Annotated in this window: 12 protein-coding genes and 2 pseudogenes; 6 read left to right on the plus strand and 8 right to left on the minus strand. The window is 73.8% G+C overall.

The features are described 5' to 3' along the window. Nucleotides 1-929, plus strand: a pseudogene (locus MHY29_RS07875) (hypothetical protein); the annotation flags it as partial. Between the two features lie 79 nt (nt 930-1,008). On the opposite strand, the gene purL reads toward MHY29_RS07875, so the two are convergent. Genes purL through purS form a run of 3 tightly spaced genes read right to left on the minus strand, consistent with a single transcriptional unit; the run spans nt 1,009 to nt 4,366 of the window. Continuing rightward, the gene (gene purL / locus MHY29_RS07880) at nt 1,009-3,315 is read right to left on the minus strand and encodes a phosphoribosylformylglycinamidine synthase subunit PurL (protein ID WP_239239788.1); all 2,307 of its coding nucleotides are present in this window, start codon (nt 3,313-3,315) and stop codon (nt 1,009-1,011) included. Then, complete coding sequence (gene purQ, locus MHY29_RS07885) at nt 3,312-4,106, minus strand: phosphoribosylformylglycinamidine synthase subunit PurQ (protein WP_239239791.1); 795 nt, start codon at nt 4,104-4,106, stop codon at nt 3,312-3,314. The genes purL and purQ overlap by 4 nt, the downstream gene beginning before the upstream one ends. Further along, nucleotides 4,106-4,366: a phosphoribosylformylglycinamidine synthase subunit PurS gene (gene purS / locus MHY29_RS07890; protein WP_224355711.1), complete on the minus strand. Its 261-nt coding sequence runs from the start codon at nt 4,364-4,366 to the stop codon at nt 4,106-4,108. Before purS ends, purQ begins: the two co-directional genes overlap by 1 nt. Before the next feature lie 188 nt (nt 4,367-4,554). Here purS and MHY29_RS07895 point away from each other — a divergent pair, with 188 nt between their 5' ends. Both MHY29_RS07895 and MHY29_RS07900 read left to right on the plus strand, forming a co-directional pair. Beyond that, a complete protein-coding gene (locus tag MHY29_RS07895) occupies nt 4,555-4,782 on the plus strand; it encodes a hypothetical protein (protein ID WP_239239794.1) in 228 nt (75 codons plus the stop codon). Continuing rightward, entirely contained in the window at nt 4,779-5,243 is a 465-nt protein-coding gene (locus MHY29_RS07900; protein WP_239239797.1) for a YchJ family metal-binding protein, read from the plus strand. The genes MHY29_RS07895 and MHY29_RS07900 overlap by 4 nt, the downstream gene beginning before the upstream one ends. Nucleotides 5,244-5,249: 6 nt before the next feature. Here the strand turns inward: MHY29_RS07900 and MHY29_RS07905 are convergent, their stop codons facing one another. Then, the gene (locus MHY29_RS07905; protein WP_224355708.1) at nt 5,250-5,399 is read right to left on the minus strand and encodes a hypothetical protein; all 150 of its coding nucleotides are present in this window, start codon (nt 5,397-5,399) and stop codon (nt 5,250-5,252) included. Next, nucleotides 5,392-6,459 carry a 3-methyladenine DNA glycosylase gene (locus MHY29_RS07910; protein WP_239239800.1) on the minus strand — a complete coding sequence of 356 codons (1,068 nt, stop codon included), beginning with the start codon at nt 6,457-6,459 and terminating at the stop codon, nt 5,392-5,394. Before MHY29_RS07910 ends, MHY29_RS07905 begins: the two co-directional genes overlap by 8 nt. Before the next feature lie 186 nt (nt 6,460-6,645). Here MHY29_RS07910 and MHY29_RS07915 point away from each other — a divergent pair, with 186 nt between their 5' ends. Further along, entirely contained in the window at nt 6,646-9,597 is a 2,952-nt protein-coding gene (locus MHY29_RS07915; protein ID WP_239239803.1) for a S8 family serine peptidase, read from the plus strand. Nucleotides 9,598-9,755: 158 nt separating this feature from the next. Here the strand turns inward: MHY29_RS07915 and MHY29_RS07920 are convergent, their stop codons facing one another. Continuing rightward, the gene (locus tag MHY29_RS07920; protein ID WP_239239806.1) at nt 9,756-11,042 is read right to left on the minus strand and encodes an aspartate kinase; all 1,287 of its coding nucleotides are present in this window, start codon (nt 11,040-11,042) and stop codon (nt 9,756-9,758) included. A 212-nt stretch (nt 11,043-11,254) separates the two neighbouring features. On the opposite strand from MHY29_RS07920, the gene MHY29_RS07925 reads away from it, so the two are divergent. Continuing rightward, nucleotides 11,255-12,283 (plus strand): ABC transporter ATP-binding protein, encoded by a 1,029-nt coding sequence (locus tag MHY29_RS07925; protein WP_224355704.1) that lies wholly within the window; start codon nt 11,255-11,257, stop codon nt 12,281-12,283. Further along, on the plus strand, nt 12,280-13,425 hold the full coding sequence (locus tag MHY29_RS07930) for an ABC transporter permease (protein WP_224355703.1): 1,146 nt from the start codon (nt 12,280-12,282) through the stop codon (nt 13,423-13,425). The genes MHY29_RS07925 and MHY29_RS07930 overlap by 4 nt, the downstream gene beginning before the upstream one ends. Before the next feature lie 3 nt (nt 13,426-13,428). Here the strand turns inward: MHY29_RS07930 and recR are convergent, their stop codons facing one another. After that, nucleotides 13,429-14,028 (minus strand): recombination mediator RecR, encoded by a 600-nt coding sequence (gene recR, locus MHY29_RS07935; RefSeq protein WP_239239809.1) that lies wholly within the window; start codon nt 14,026-14,028, stop codon nt 13,429-13,431. Between the two features lie 52 nt (nt 14,029-14,080). Beyond that, nucleotides 14,081-14,574, minus strand: a pseudogene (locus tag MHY29_RS07940) (DNA polymerase III subunit gamma and tau); the annotation flags it as partial.

Raw genomic sequence — 14,574 nt, forward strand, 5'->3', positions numbered from 1 at the left:
AAGCGGACCCCATGACCCCCCGCCTGTCCCGTGCCTCCCTCACCGCCCTCCTCGGCGCCGGCGCCCTCGCGCTGAGCGCGTGCGGCGGCGACCCCGCCCCTGCCTCCTCCTCCTCCGCGGAGGCCGCCTCGTCCTCCGCCGCCGGCCCCACGGTGAGCACCTCCCCGAACGGCTCCGACGCCGCCGCGTCGTCGTCCTCGGAGTCCGCGGCGTCCGAGTCCTCCGCCTCCGACGTCCCCGCGGGCCAGGCCCCCGAGGCCGAGGTCGTCTGGAAGGACATCCAGCAGGGGCTGGACGAGGCGGAGAGCGTGCACATCCTCGCGGAGATCGACGGCGGCTCCGGCTCGGAGGTCCAGCGGGTGGACCTCGCCGGCGACGTCGCCGGGACCACGGTGCAGGGCTCGGTGACGGGCGACTCCGCCGACTTCACGGGCACCATGGACTTCATCCACGTGGGCGGCCAGACCTACCTCAAGATGGACGGCTCCGGCGGCGGGGACGCCAGCAGGATGACCGAGGCGCTCGACGGCCGCTGGCTCGTGGACACCCAGGGCATGATCCCCGTGGACGAGATGAACCCCCAGGTCTTCCTCGACGAGATGAAGCAGGAGTTCTCCACCGTCACCGACGCCGAGCTCGCCGCGATGGAGGGCGAGGTCGTGCAGGTGGACGGTGAGGAGATGTACCGCTACTCGGACGACTCCTCCTGGACCATGACCGTGGACAAGGACAACCACGTCCGCGAGTTCCGGGACACCAAGTCCTCGGGCGAGGGCACGGTCACCATGGACCGGTGGAACCAGGTCACCCCGGCCGCCGCCCCGCCGGCCGCCGAGCAGGTGACCATGGACGAGCTCTCCCAGGAGATCGCCTCCTCCGGCGCCGGCTCCTCCGCAGGGGCCACGGCGTCCGCCACCGTGGACGGCTGACCGCACCGCCTCACGCCGCACACGACGACGGCCGCTCCCCCCTGCGCGGGGGAGCGGCCGTCGTCGGGGCGGGTCGGGCTCAGCCGAAGTGCTTCGGCAGCGTGGCCTCCCAGGCCTCCCGGAGCTCGGCGATCGGCAGGGTGAACTGGCCCTGCACCTCGAGCGCGTCCGACTGCGCGTCCACCACGCCGATGCGGGTGACCGTGTAGCCGCGGGCGGTGGTCATGTCCGTGAAGCGGACCTCCTCGGTGCGCGGCACGGAGACCACGGTGCGGCCCTGCGTCTCGGAGAACAGCGCGGTGAACACATCCACGCCGTCGCGGCGCACGACCTCGTCCAGCACGATCCGGGCGCCCACGCCGAAGCGCAGCACCATGTCCGCCAGGGTCGCGGCGAGGCCGCCCTTGGAGACGTCGTGGGCGGCGTCGACCATGCCGTCCCGGGACATGTTCACCAGCAGCTCGCCCAGCAGGCGCTCCTGTGCCAGGTCCACCTTCGGCGGAACACCGCCCAGGTGGCCGCGCAGGTTCGCGTACTCGGAGCCGTCCAGCTCGTCGGCCGTGACGCCGAGCAGGTACACGGCCTGGCCGTCGGCGTCCGTGCCGAAGCCCGAGGGGGTGCGGCGCAGGACGTCGTCGAAGCGGCCCAGGACGCCCACGGTGGGGGTCGGGTGGATCGCGACGCCGCCCGTCTGGTTGTACAGGGAGACGTTGCCGCCGGTGACGGGCACGCCCAGCACCTGGCAGGCGTCGGCGAGGCCGCGCACGGCCTCCGCGAACTGCCACATGACCTCCGGGTCCTCGGGGGAGCCGAAGTTCAGGCAGTCGGTGACGGCGAGCGGGACGGCGCCCGTGGTGGTCACGTTGCGGTACGCCTCCGCGAGGGAGAGCTGGGCGCCCGCGTACGGGTCCAGGTAGGCGTAGCGGTCGTTGCAGTCCGTGGCCACGGCCACGCCCATGCCGGTCTCCTCGTCCACGCGGACCACGCCGGCGTCGTCGGGGGAGGCCAGGGCGGTGTTGCCGCGGACGTAGCGGTCGTACTGCCGGGTGATCCAGGAGACGTCCGCCATGTTCGGGGACGCCATCAGCTCGACGACGGCGGCCTTGAGCTCCTCGCCGGTGGCGGGCAGGTCCTGCCCGGCCGCGGAGGAGCGGAAGGTGTCCGCCTGCAGCGCGTCCTGGAAGGACGGGCGGTGGCAGGGGCGCTCGTAGACCGGGCCGTCGTGGGCCACGGTGCGCGGGTCCACGTCCACGATGGTCTCGCCGTCCCAGGTGATGACCAGGCGGCCGTCGCCGGTGACCTCGCCGAGCCAGGAGTGCTCCACGTCCCACTTGGCCATGACGGCCTCGAACGCGGCCACGTTCTCCGGGGTCACGACGGCCATCATGCGCTCCTGCGACTCGGACATGAGGATCTCGCCCGGGGTCAGCGTGGAGTCGCGCAGCAGCACGTCGGTGAGCTCGACGCGCATGCCGCCCTCGCCGTTGGAGGCCAGCTCCGAGGTGGCGCAGGAGATGCCCGCGGCGCCCAGGTCCTGGATGCCCTCCACGAGGGAGCCGCGGAACAGTTCGAGGCAGCACTCGATGAGCACCTTCTCCGCGAACGGGTCGCCGACCTGCACGGAGGGGCGCTTGGCGGGCTTGCCGCCGCCGTCGAAGGACTCGGAGGCCAGCACGGAGGCGCCGCCGATGCCGTCGCCGCCGGTGCGGGCGCCGAAGAGGACCACCTTGTTGCCGACGCCCGAGGCGTTGGCCAGGCGAAGGTCCTCGTGCCGCAGCACGCCCACGGCGAGGGCGTTCACCAGCGGGTTGCCCTGGTAGGAGGGGTCGAAGGCGACCTCGCCGCCGATGTTCGGCAGGCCCAGCGAGTTGCCGTAGCCGCCGATGCCGGCGACCACGCCGTGGACGACGCGCGCCGTGTCGGGGTGGTCGACCGCGCCGAAGCGCAGCGGGTCCATGACGGCCACGGGGCGGGCGCCCATGGAGATGATGTCGCGCACGATGCCGCCGATGCCGGTGGCCGCGCCCTGGTAGGGCTCCACGAAGGACGGGTGGTTGTGGGACTCCACCTTGAAGGTCACGGCCCAGCCGTCGCCGAGGTCGGTCACACCGGCGTTCTCGCCGATGCCGACCATCATGTGCTCCTTCATCTCCTCCGTGAGCGTGTCGCCGAACTGGCGCAGGTGCACCTTGGAGGACTTGTAGGAGCAGTGCTCCGACCACATCACGGAGTACATGGCCAGCTCCGCCGCGGTGGGGCGGCGGCCGAGGATCTCACGGATGCGCGCGTACTCGTCCTCCTTGAGGCCCAGCTCGGCCCAGGGCTGGGCGACGTCCGGGTTCGCCGCGGCCTGCTCGACGGTCTCGATGGTGAACTGGGTGCTCATGCGGCGCCTCCACGGGTGGCGAGGGTGGTCAGGACGGAGGTGAAGAAGCCCAGGCCGTCCGTGCCGGAGCGGGGGCCGGCCTCGGTGTCCGGGCCGAATCCGGCCTCCACGGCGTGCTCCGGGTGCGGCATGAGGCCGACGACGTTGCCGGCCGGGTTCGCGATGCCCGCGATGTCCCGGCGCGAGCCGTTGGGGTTCCAGCCCACGTAGCGGAACACCACGCGGCCCTCGGCCTCGAGGGCGTCGAGGGTCTTCTCGTCCGCCACGTACTGGCCGTCCTGGTTCTTCAGCGGGACGGTGATGACCTCGCCCTGCTCGAAGTCGCGGGTCCAGGCGGTGTCCGTGCTCTCCACCGCCAGCTGCTGGTCGCGGCAGATGAAGTGCAGGTGGTCGTTCTTGATCATGGAGCCCGGCAGCAGGTGGGACTCGGTGAGGATCTGGAAGCCGTTGCAGATGCCGAGCACCGGCAGGCCGTCCTCCGAGCCCTCGGGACCGCCCGCGGCCTGGGCCACGGCGCCCATCATGGGAGCGAAGCGGGAGATCGCACCGGCGCGCAGGTAGTCGCCGTAGGAGAAGCCGCCGGGGATGACCACGGCGTCCACGGTGGCCAGCGTCGCCGCGGCGTCCGCGTCGGCGTGCCACAGGGACACGGGCTCGGCGCCGGTGAGGCGCACGGCGCGGAGGGCGTCGACGTCGTCGAGGGTGCCGGGGAAGGTGATGACGCCGATCCGCGCCCCGTTCAGCGGGGTGGACGGCGTCGAGTAGTCGCCGATCAGGGGGATCTCGGTCATCAGGCCGCGTCCTCGTCCAGCACGGCGACGTTCACGACGTCCTCGATCACCGGGTTGGAGAGCATCTCCTCGGCGGCCGTGCGGGCCGCGGCCAGGACCTCCTCCGTGACCTCGCCCTCCACGGTCAGCTCGAAGCGCTTGCCCTGGCGGACCTGGCTGAACTCGGTGAAGCCGAGGCGGGGCAGGGCCCCGTTGATCGCCTTGCCCTGCGGATCGAGGATCTCGGGCTTGGGCATGACGTCGACGACGATGATGGGCAACTGACGCTCCTGGGGTGAGTGGGCCGCGCGGGTGCTCGCCGGGTGCGTCCGGTGCCGTCTCACGCCGGATTCGGGCGCTCCGCGAGCTTGCCCCGCCAGTCTACCGGGGGCCCGGACGCCGGATCCCGTCGCGGTTCAGGCGGTGACGGGCTCCCCGGCCGCCGGGTGGACGGGGCTAGCCTGGCGCCATGATCCTGGCCCGCATCCCCCGCCGCTCCGCCCGCCGCGCCGTCCTCGTGGTCGAGGCCACGCAGTCCCCCGTCCGTGACCGCTCCCGCGAGGTCAGCCCCCTGGGCCCGGCGCTCGCCGTGGCCCTGGGCGGCGTGGTCGCCGCCGCCGCGCGCGGCCTGCGCGCCCGCACCCGCCGCGCGGAGGCCGCCGACCGCGCCCGCGCCGCTCGGGACGCCGACGCGTGACCGAGGCCCCGTGCCCCTGCGGGCTCGGTCTCCCGTACCCGGAGTGCTGCGGCCGGCTCCACGCCGCCCACGCCGCGGACGGTTCCCTGACCGCGCCGACCGCCGAGGCGCTCATGCGCTCGCGGTACACGGCGTTCGCCCGCCTCGGCGAGGTGGAGGGGGCCGGGGCGACGGGCGCCGCGGACGTGGCGGCGACGGTCGCCTATCTGCGGGCGACGTGGGCTCCGGAGCACCGGCCGTCCGCGGCGGAGCTGACCCCGGGGCCGGGTGACCCCGCCCCGGCGTTCACCCGGCTGGCCGTGCTGGCGGTGGAGGGCGGCGGCCCGTTCCAGGACGTCGGCGAGGTCGAGTTCGCGGCCGTCGGCCGCGGGCCGGAGGGGCGGTTCCGCCTGCACGAGCGCAGCCGGTTCCGCCGTGAGTCCGGCGTGTGGCTCTACGTCGACGGGGACGTCACCACCTGAGCGGCCTCAGATCCCGCCGAACAGCCCGGCGGCCAGGCTCCCGACCAGGCCGAGCAGCACGACCACGGCCAGCACCCGCACCCAGGGGCTCGGCGCGGACGGGCGGGGGTCGTCGTCGAACTCGGCGAACTCGAGCTCGGGGGGAAGGTCAGCCATGGTGCTCCTCGGGGTCGGGGGTGGACGGGTCCTCGGTCGGTCGGCGGTCCCCGGCGGCTCGCGCGCCCGCCTCCAGCGCCGCCAGCAGTCGCGCCCGCAGCGCCTGCCCGCGCTCGGCGAACCCGCGCTGGCGCCGCGCGTACTCGGCCCGCCCCTCCGGGGTCTCGATCCGCACCGGGGTGTACCCGCCGAGCCCGTCGGAGAGGTCGTCCACGCCGGTGAGGTCGTAGGGGGAGGCCTCCATGTCCAGGCGGCGGATGTCCCAGGCCAGGTCGAAGCAGTCCGCCACCAGGTCCGAGTCCACCAGCGGCAGCAGCTTGTGCGCCCACTTGTACAGGTCCATGCCCGCGTGCAGGCAGCCGGGCTGCTCCATGTCCCCCATGCCCGCGCGCGTGGGCTGCACCCCCTCCGCGCCCTCGTTCAGCGGCACGGCCTCCGGAGCGAAGAACCGGAACGCGTCGAAGTGCGTCCAGCGGATCCGCTGGTCCTCGACCACAGCGTCCGTGCCTGCCGCGCCCAGGCGCAGCGGCAGCTGCGAGTGCCGCACCCCGTGCACGTCCGAGCGGTAGGCCATCGCCCACTCATGCAGCCCGAAGCAGCCCAGCCGCGCCGGCCGCCCCGCCGTGCGCTCCAGCAGCTCCCGGGTGAACGCCACCCCGGACGCGCGGTCCGCCAGGAACGCCGGCACGTCGACCGTCCGGCCACCCACCTCGCGCCCGTCCAGCACGACGCCGACCACCTCGCCCGGCTCCACGCGCCGCCAGTGCCGCCACTCGCCTCGCGGGGCCGTGCCCAGCTCGGCGGCCTCGGCCGTGGCGGCGGCGCCGTCGTCGTCGGCCAGGACGACGCCGGCCCCCGGGTGCCAGCGCTGCAGCGCGCCCGGGGTGAGCGTGTAGTACCCGAACAGGAAGTCCTGCACCGGGTGCGGCTCCCCGCGCGTGCGCCGCGCCATCAGGGGTGCGGTGCGCGCGGCGATGCGCTCGCGGTGGGCACGGGCGCGGGCGCGCCAGTCCTCGGGCGCGAGGACGAGCGGGACGGGTGAGGGGGCAGCGGAGGTCATGGCGGCACCATTCTCCCGGGTGCGGGCGCGCCCAGGAGGATCCGCTCGACTTCCCAGGAAGCGGCCAGGTAGTCTGCTCGCCACGGGCGTGTTCCAGATCACTCCGCGGCTCCGGATCTCGGGCCCGCGTGGGCCGCCCGACGGCCTCACCCGGCCGGACCTTCGCCGCACCAGAGAGACGAGCCCATGAACCGTCACCCCCAGCGTCTGCGCCTGCTCGCCGCCGCCGTCACCGCCGCCGGCCTGATGGCGGCGCCCCTCGCCGCCCCGGCCTTCGCCGCCCCGCAGGCCGAGCACGCCGTCGGCGTGCAGGCCGCCACGCCCCTCAAGGCGGGCCGCTACTTCGTGATCCTCAAGGACGCCCCCTCGGCCGTCGCCGAGAGCCAGGCCACCGCCCCCGGCGCCGCCCCCTCCGCGAAGTTCGACGCGAACCACCCCCGCGTGAAGAACTACGAGGCCAAGCTCAAGCGCCAGCAGGAGAAGGTCGCCGCGCAGCAGGGCGTCACCCCCAAGGTCACGTTCCAGCGCGCGCTGAACGGCTTCGTCGCCGAGCTCTCCGCGGAGCAGGCCGAGGCCTACGCGAAGGATCCCGCCGTCCTCGCCGTCACCGCCGACGAGCAGGTCGCCCCCGACTACACCTCCACCGACTTCCTCGGGCTGAACGGCAAGAAGGGGGCCTGGAACACCACCTTCGGCAAGGCCGAGAACGCGGGCCGCGGCGTCGTCGTCGGCGTGATCGACTCCGGCATCTACCCGGACAGCCCCTTCCTCGACGGCACCCCCGTGGGGCCGCGCACCAACAACGGGAAGCTCAAGGCCGGCGACACCTTCCGCACCGCGGACGGCAGGATCGCCGTCCAGAAGGCCGACGGCACCCTCGCCACCGCCGAGTGCCAGTCCGGCCCCGACTTCCCCGCCTCCACCTGCGACTCGAAGCTGATCGGCGCCTACGCGTTCTCCGACGACTTCGTCCGGGGCACCCCCGTGGAGAAGCGCGACCCCGCCGAGCGCATCTCCCCGCTGGGCGTGAAGTCCCACGGCACCCACGTGGCCACCACCATCGTGGGCGCCAAGGACGTGGAGCAGACCATCGACGGCGCGTCCTTCGGCCTCGGCTCGGGCGTCGCCCCGGCCGCGAAGCTCATCTCCTACAAGGTCTGCTGGGAGGACACCGACCCGGACACCGGCGGCTGCTACTCCTCCGCGTCCGTGGCCGCCGTGGAGAAGGCCATCGAGAACAACGTCGACGTCCTGAACTACTCCATCTCCGGCAACAACACCTCCGTGGTGGATCCGGTGGCCCTGGCCTTCCGCTCCGCCGCCGAGGCCGGGATCTTCGTCGCCGCGTCCGGCGGCAACTCCGGCCCGACGCCGAGCACCGTGAACCACTCCTCCCCGTGGGTCACCACCGTGGCCGCGGAGACCTTCTCCAACGAGCTCACCGGCACCCTCGAGCTCTCCGACGGCACCAAGGTGCGCGGCGCCTCCTCGGCGCGCACCGGCGTCGGCCCGGCCCCGGTGATCCACGCCGCGGACGCGGCCGCCGCGGGTGTCTCCGCGGACGACGCCCGCCTCTGCAAGCCGGGCGCCCTCGACCCGGCCAAGGCCGCCGGCAAGATCGTGCTCTGCGAGCGCGGCGTGAACGCCCGCGTGGAGAAGTCCGCCGTGGTCAAGGACGCCGGCGGCGTCGGCATGATCCTGGTGAACGTCACCCCGGGCTCCCTGGACGCGGACATCCACGCCGTGCCCACCGTGCACACCAACGACGCCTCGCTGATCGCCAAGGCCAAGGCCGGCGGCCTGCAGGCCACGATCGTCCCCGGCGACACCACCGGCCAGGCGCCGGACCCGCTGCCGCAGATCGCCGGCTTCTCCTCCCGCGGTCCGTCCAACGCCGTGAACCAGGAGTTCCTCAAGCCGGACGTGGCCGCCCCGGGCGTGAACGTGATCGCCGGCGTCTCCGAGTACGACTCGGACTACCACGGCAACGTGTTCGGCCTGATGTCCGGCACCTCCATGGCCTCGCCGAACCTGGCGGGCATGGCCACGCTGCTCATCGGCAAGCACCCCGAGTGGTCCCCGATGGCCGTGAAGTCCGCCCTGATGACCACCGCCGGCGACGTCTACAACGCGGACGGCACCGTCAACCAGGACAACTTCGCCACCGGTGCCGGCTCCGCGGATGTCGCCGCCGCGAACCGCCCGGGCCTCGTCTACGAGTCCGACGCGACGCAGTGGAACGCACTGATCCTGGGCGACCTCGCCGGCCGCGAGGTCAACGTGCCCTCCGTGGCCCTGCCGGACGTGCTCGGCACCGCCTCCGTGAAGCGCACCGTCACCGCCCTGGAGAACGGCCGCTGGACGTTCTCCGGCTCCGTGCCCGGCTACACCGTGACCGCGTCCCCGTCCGTGCTGGACCTCAAGGCCGGCCAGAAGGCGGAGGTCACCCTGACCTTCACCCGCACCGACGCCGCCCTGAGCCAGTGGACGCACGGCTCCTTCTCCTGGACCACCGCCAAGGGCAAGGCCGTCCCGTCGGTCACCTCCCCGGTGACCCTGAAGTCCGTGCCCGCCACCGCGGACGCCTCCGTGACCGGCACCGGCGCCTCCGGCTCCGCGGCCGTGGCCGTCCAGCCCGGCTTCACAGGTCAGCTCACCCCGTCCGTGCTCGGCCTGAACAAGGTCGAGTCCCAGGCTGTGACGCTGCAGCCCGGCGGCTCCAAGGTCACCCCGGTGACCGTGGCCCCCGGCACGAAGTCCGTGACCTTCGCAGTGGACTCCGGCGTGGACACGGCCGACTGGGACATGCTGGTGCAGACCCCGTCCAAGAAGCAGTTCACCTCCGCCACGGAGTCCTCGGACGAGTCCGTGACCATCCAGGACCCGGAGCCGGGCACCTACCTGGTGCTCACCCAGCTCTACGCGAACCCGGCGGGCGCGGACACCGCGGCCCTGGAGACCGTGCAGCTGCGCTCGGACGCCGGCAACATGACGGTCACCCCGAACCCGATCCCCGTGACCACGGGCCAGGAGACCTCCGCGACCGTGAACTGGACCGGCCTCACCTCCGGCACCTGGCGCGGCCAGGTGACCTGGGCCGAGGGCACGGCCACGCAGGTCGAGGTCACCGTGCCGTGACCTCCGGCTGACGACGACGCCCCCGCACCTCCACGTGGAGGTGCGGGGGCGTCGTCGTGAGGGGCTCCGCCCGGGCCGACTTCCGCTCAGAAAGACGTCGCTTCCATCCCGGAGAGGCGGGATGGAAGCGACGGTCTCCTCAGCGAAAGGGGGGGGGGTCAGCGGCCGGTGCCGCCGTAGACCGTCGCCTCGACGTCCGTGTCCAGGCCGAACGCCGTGTGCACGGCGCGGACGGCGTCGTCCAGCTTGTCCTCGGAGGTGACCACGGAGATGCGGATCTCCGACGTGGAGATCAGGTCCACGTTCACACCGGCGTCGGACAGGGCCTTGAAGAAGGTGGCCGAGATGCCCGGGTTCGATCGCATGCCGGCGCCGATCAGGGAGAGCTTGCCGATCTCCTTGTTCGGCACGATCTCCTCGAAGCCGATGGACTCCTGGGCGGCGCGCAACGCCTCGATGGCGGCCTTGCCCTCCACGATCGGCAGGGTGAAGGAGATGTCCGTGCGGCCGGAGTCCTGACGGGACACGTTCTGCACGATCATGTCGATGTTCACGTTGGACTCGGCGATCACGCGGAAGATCTCGGCGGCCTTGCCGGGGACGTCCGGGACGCCGACGATCGTGACCTTGGCCTCGGAGCGGTCGTGGGCCACGCCGGCGACGATGGGCTGTTCCATGGGGGCGCCTTCCTTGAGGTGGATGGTGTCGTTCGGGTCGGGCATGATCCAGCTGCCCTCATGGTCGGAGAAGGAGGAGCGCACGTGGATCGGCACGCCGAAGCGGCGGGCGTACTCCACGGAGCGCAGGTGCAGGACCTTCGCGCCGGAGGCGGCCAGTTCCAGGGTCTCCTCGGAGGAGAGCTGGGGGAGCTTGCGGGCCGAGGACACGACGCGCGGGTCGGCCGAGTACACGCCGTCCACGTCCGTGTAGATCTCGCAGACGTCCGCGCCGAGGGCGGCGGCCAGGGCGACGGCGGTGGTGTCCGAGCCGCCGCGGCCCATGGTGGTGATGTCCTTGGACTCCCGGCTCATGCCCTGGAAGCCGGCGACGATCGCGACCGCACCCTCGTCCAGGGCCGCCCGCACGCGGTGCGGGTTGACCTCGATGATGCGGGCGCGCCCGTAGGCGGCGTCGGTCATCATGCCGGCCTGGGACCCGGTGAAGGAGCGGGCCGGGACGCCCTGCGCGTCGATCGCCATGGCCAGCAGGGACATGGAGATGCGCTCGCCGGCGGAGAGGAGGATGTCCATCTCGCGGGCGGGGGCGTCGGCCGTGAGCTCGGCGGCGAGGTCCAGCAGCTCGTCCGTGGTGTCGCCCATGGCGGAGACCACGACGCACACCTGGTTCCCGGCCTGCTGGGTGGCCACGATGCGGCGGGCGACGCGCTGGATGCCCTCGGCGTCGGCGACGGACGAGCCGCCGAACTTCTGGACGATCAGGCTCACGGAGGATCCTTCCGGACGGGGGCGGGGCGGGGCGGCCGTCCGGCGCACCCCCAGGGCGGCACGGCGACGCGCGGCTGGCCCGATTGTAGGCGGCGCCTCGGGTGGGAGTGACGCGGGTGACCTCCCGCGTCCGCTTGGTGGACCACCCCGGCGGGGGCAAGGTCATCCCGTGGTCGGATGGGCGCCGACGGCGGCGCGGCCAGGATGGGGACATGACCAGCTCCGTCCTCCCGCAGCCGCCCTCGGGGATCGTGGCGCACGGCCTGGCCCGATCCTTCGGGTCCGTGCACGCCGTCCGCGACGTCTCCCTGACCGCCCCTGCCGGGTCCGTGACCGCCCTCGTCGGCCCGAACGGGTCCGGCAAGACGACCCTCATGCTCCTGCTCGCCACGCTGCTGCGTCCGGACCGGGGCTCCGTGTCCGTGGCCGGGGTGGACGCCATGGCGGACCCGGGGCAGGCCCGCCGGCTGCTCGGCTGGATGCCGGACACCCTGGGCGTGTGGGACTCGCTGACCTGCGCGGACATCCTGACGAGCCTGGGCCGGCTGTACGGGATGGGGCAGGCGGAGGCCGCCACGCGTGCCCGCGAGCAGCTGGCCTGGGTCCAGCTGGAGCCGTTCGCGGACCGGCCCGCCCGGGTGCTCTCCCGCGGCCAGCAGCAGCGGCTCTCCCTGGCGCGCGCCACCGTGCACCGCCCGGCGGTCCTCATGCTGGACGAGCCGGCCAACGGCCTCGACCCGACCTCCCGGATCCGCCTGCGGGACGACGTGCGCGCGATGGCCGCGGCCGGCGTCGCGGTGCTGGTCTCCTCCCACGTGCTCGCGGAGCTGGAGGAGATGGCGGACCGGGCCGTGTTCGTGAGCGAGGGTGCCACGGTGGCGGTGCGGGACCTCTCCGGCGCGGACGACGCCGGCCGGGAGCGTCCGTACCGGATCGCCGGACCGGACCCGTCCCGCCGCGACGAGCTGGTCCGCGCCCTGCAGGCGCGCGGCGTGCCCCTGGCCGCGCCCCTGGAGGGGCACCGGCCGGGCGTCGTGGTGCGGCTGCGCGGCGAGGACGCCGCGGCCGCCCTGCTGGCGGACCTCGTGGCCGCCGGCGTCCCCGTGAGCCGGCTGGCCCCGGAGGGCTCCCGGCTGGAGAACGCCTACCTGGACCTCGCCCTCGGGGGCCCCGCCCCTCACGCCGCCGGACCCGTCACGGCCGCCGGCCCCGCTCCGACCGTCGAAGGAGGCCGCGCATGAGCGCCGTCCTGCACACCCCGCCGCCCGCCGCCGCCCCCGCGGGCGGCCCGACCCCGCTGGGGAGCGGGCGCCTCGGCGTCGTGGACGCCCTGCGCACCCTGGTGGGCATGGAGCTGCGCCAGCGGCTGCGCTCGCGCGGCTGGTACATCCTGCTCGGCGTGTTCTTCCTGCTGGTCGGCGGCGTCACCCTCGGCGCGCTGGGCCTGCACGCGTGGACGGGGGGCAACAGCCCCGACTCCACGATGGTCTTCGGGCGCTGGCTGTACGACGGCGTGCTGCTGTTCGTCCTGACGCTCTGCCTGCTGGTGTCCCCGGCCCTGTCGGCGAACGCGATCTCGGGCGACCGGTCGGCGGGCACCCTGGCGATCACCCAGGTGACCCTGGTGTCCACCTGGCAGCTGATGCTGGGCAAGTGGCTGGCGGCGTGGATCGCGGCGGTCGCGTTCCTCGTGGCGGCGGCGCCGTGGCTCATCGTGGCGGCCGTGGTGGGGCAGGTGCCCCCGCTGGCGGTGCTCGCGGGCCTGGCGATGATCCTCGTGGAGTTCGCGGTGGTCACGGGGATCGGCGTGGCGGTCTCCGCGATCACGGGCCGCACCCTGTTCGCCGTGGTGGTGACGTACCTGCTGGTCGCGATGATGACGATCGGCTCGCTGATCGCGTTCACGATCTCCCTGCAGTTCATCGAGACCCGCCTGCAGACCAACCAGGTCACCTACGGCTATGCGGAGGACGCGGGGTCCACGAAGTCCTGCGCCGGACCGCTGCGGGACACGACCGTGCCGGACCCGCGTCGGGTGGCCTGGCTGCTCGCCGGCAACCCCTACGTGGTGGTCGCCGACGCCGTGCCGCTGCCGGAGCTGCGGGAGGACTCGGCCGGGGAGGAGTTCGGCGCGCTGAACTTGATCTCCCTGGGCATGCGGGTGGCCCAGATCGACCCGCGGGAGTACACGGACTGCGTGGACGGTCAGGTCAACGAGGGCTCCGTGACCGACTCGCCCGTCACGCTGGTCGACCGCACCTGGCCGACGTGGCCGCTGGGCATGCTCCTGCAGGGCGGGTTCCTGGCGGCGCTCCTGTGGTGGGGGCGGCGCCGCCTGGACACCCCGGCCGGGCGGCTGCCCACGGGGACGCGGGTGGCCTGAGCCTCAGCCGGAGATGAGGCGGCGGCCCTCGAAGGCGCGGCCGAGGGTGACCTCGTCCGCGTACTCGAGGTCGCCGCCCACGGGCAGGCCGGAAGCCAGACGGGTGACGCGGATGCCGGTGGCGCCGAGCAGGCGCCCGAGGTAGGTGGCCGTGGCCTCGCCCTCGAGGTTGGGGTCCGTGGCGAGGATGACCTCCTGCACGGCCTCGTCCTGGAGGCGGGTGAGGAGCTCGCGCACGTGGAGCTGCTCCGGGCCGATCCCGGCGATGGGATTGATGGCGCCGCCGAGCACGTGGTAGCGGCCCTGGAAGGCACGGGTGCGCTCCATGGCCATGACGTCCTGGGACTCCTCGACGACGCAGATCTGCGAGTCGTCCCGGCGGGCGTCCCGGCAGAGGTGGCAGACCTCCTGCTCGGACACGTTGAAGCAGACCGAGCACAGGCGCACATTGTCCTTCACGGTGCGGATGGCGTCGGCGAGGCGGAGCATGTCCGCGGCGTCCGCCTCGAGCACGTGGAACGCGATGCGCTGGGCGGACTTCGGGCCGATGCCCGGCAGCCGGCCGAGCTCGTCGATCAGGTCCTGGACGGCGCCTTCGTACACGTCTCACCGTGCCTTCCCCGCCCTCGTGGGGCCGTGTCTGTGTGCATGCGGATCAGAGTCCGGGCTCGAGCGGACGCTCCTCCAGCAGCCGGGCGCCGAGCAGGCGCTCCACCACGGGCCGGCCGACCAGGCCGGAGTCCTCGAGGGCCACGTCGTCGTCGCTGGCCACCTCGTCCTGCCAGTCTACGGACGGCCCGGACGCCGTAGCGGGGCCGCCCGGGGCGCCGTCCGCGGGTCGGGGCCCGGCGCCCCGGGCGGCCTCGCGGGCCGCCTGGATGGCGGCGGCGCGGGCGCCCGACGCGCGGGGGTCCTCGGCCGGGGGCGCGGCGTCGACGGGTGCGGGGACCTGCTCCTCGCGGGCACCGCCCTGCCCGGCCGGGCGCGCGTTGACGGGCGGCTCGAGCGGGCCGCTGGCCCGCAGCCGCTCAATCAGGGCGGGGTAGTGGGAGTCCGGGTGGCCGGATCCGCGGTCGTCGGGTGCGGTCGCCGACGGCGGCGCTGCGTCCTCGGCGTGGTCCTCCTGGGGGACGCCGGGGTCGGGGGTGT

The sequence above is a fragment of the Micrococcus sp. ACRRV genome, from assembly GCF_022346985.1.
Lineage (GTDB): Bacteria > Actinomycetota > Actinomycetes > Actinomycetales > Micrococcaceae > Micrococcus > Micrococcus porci.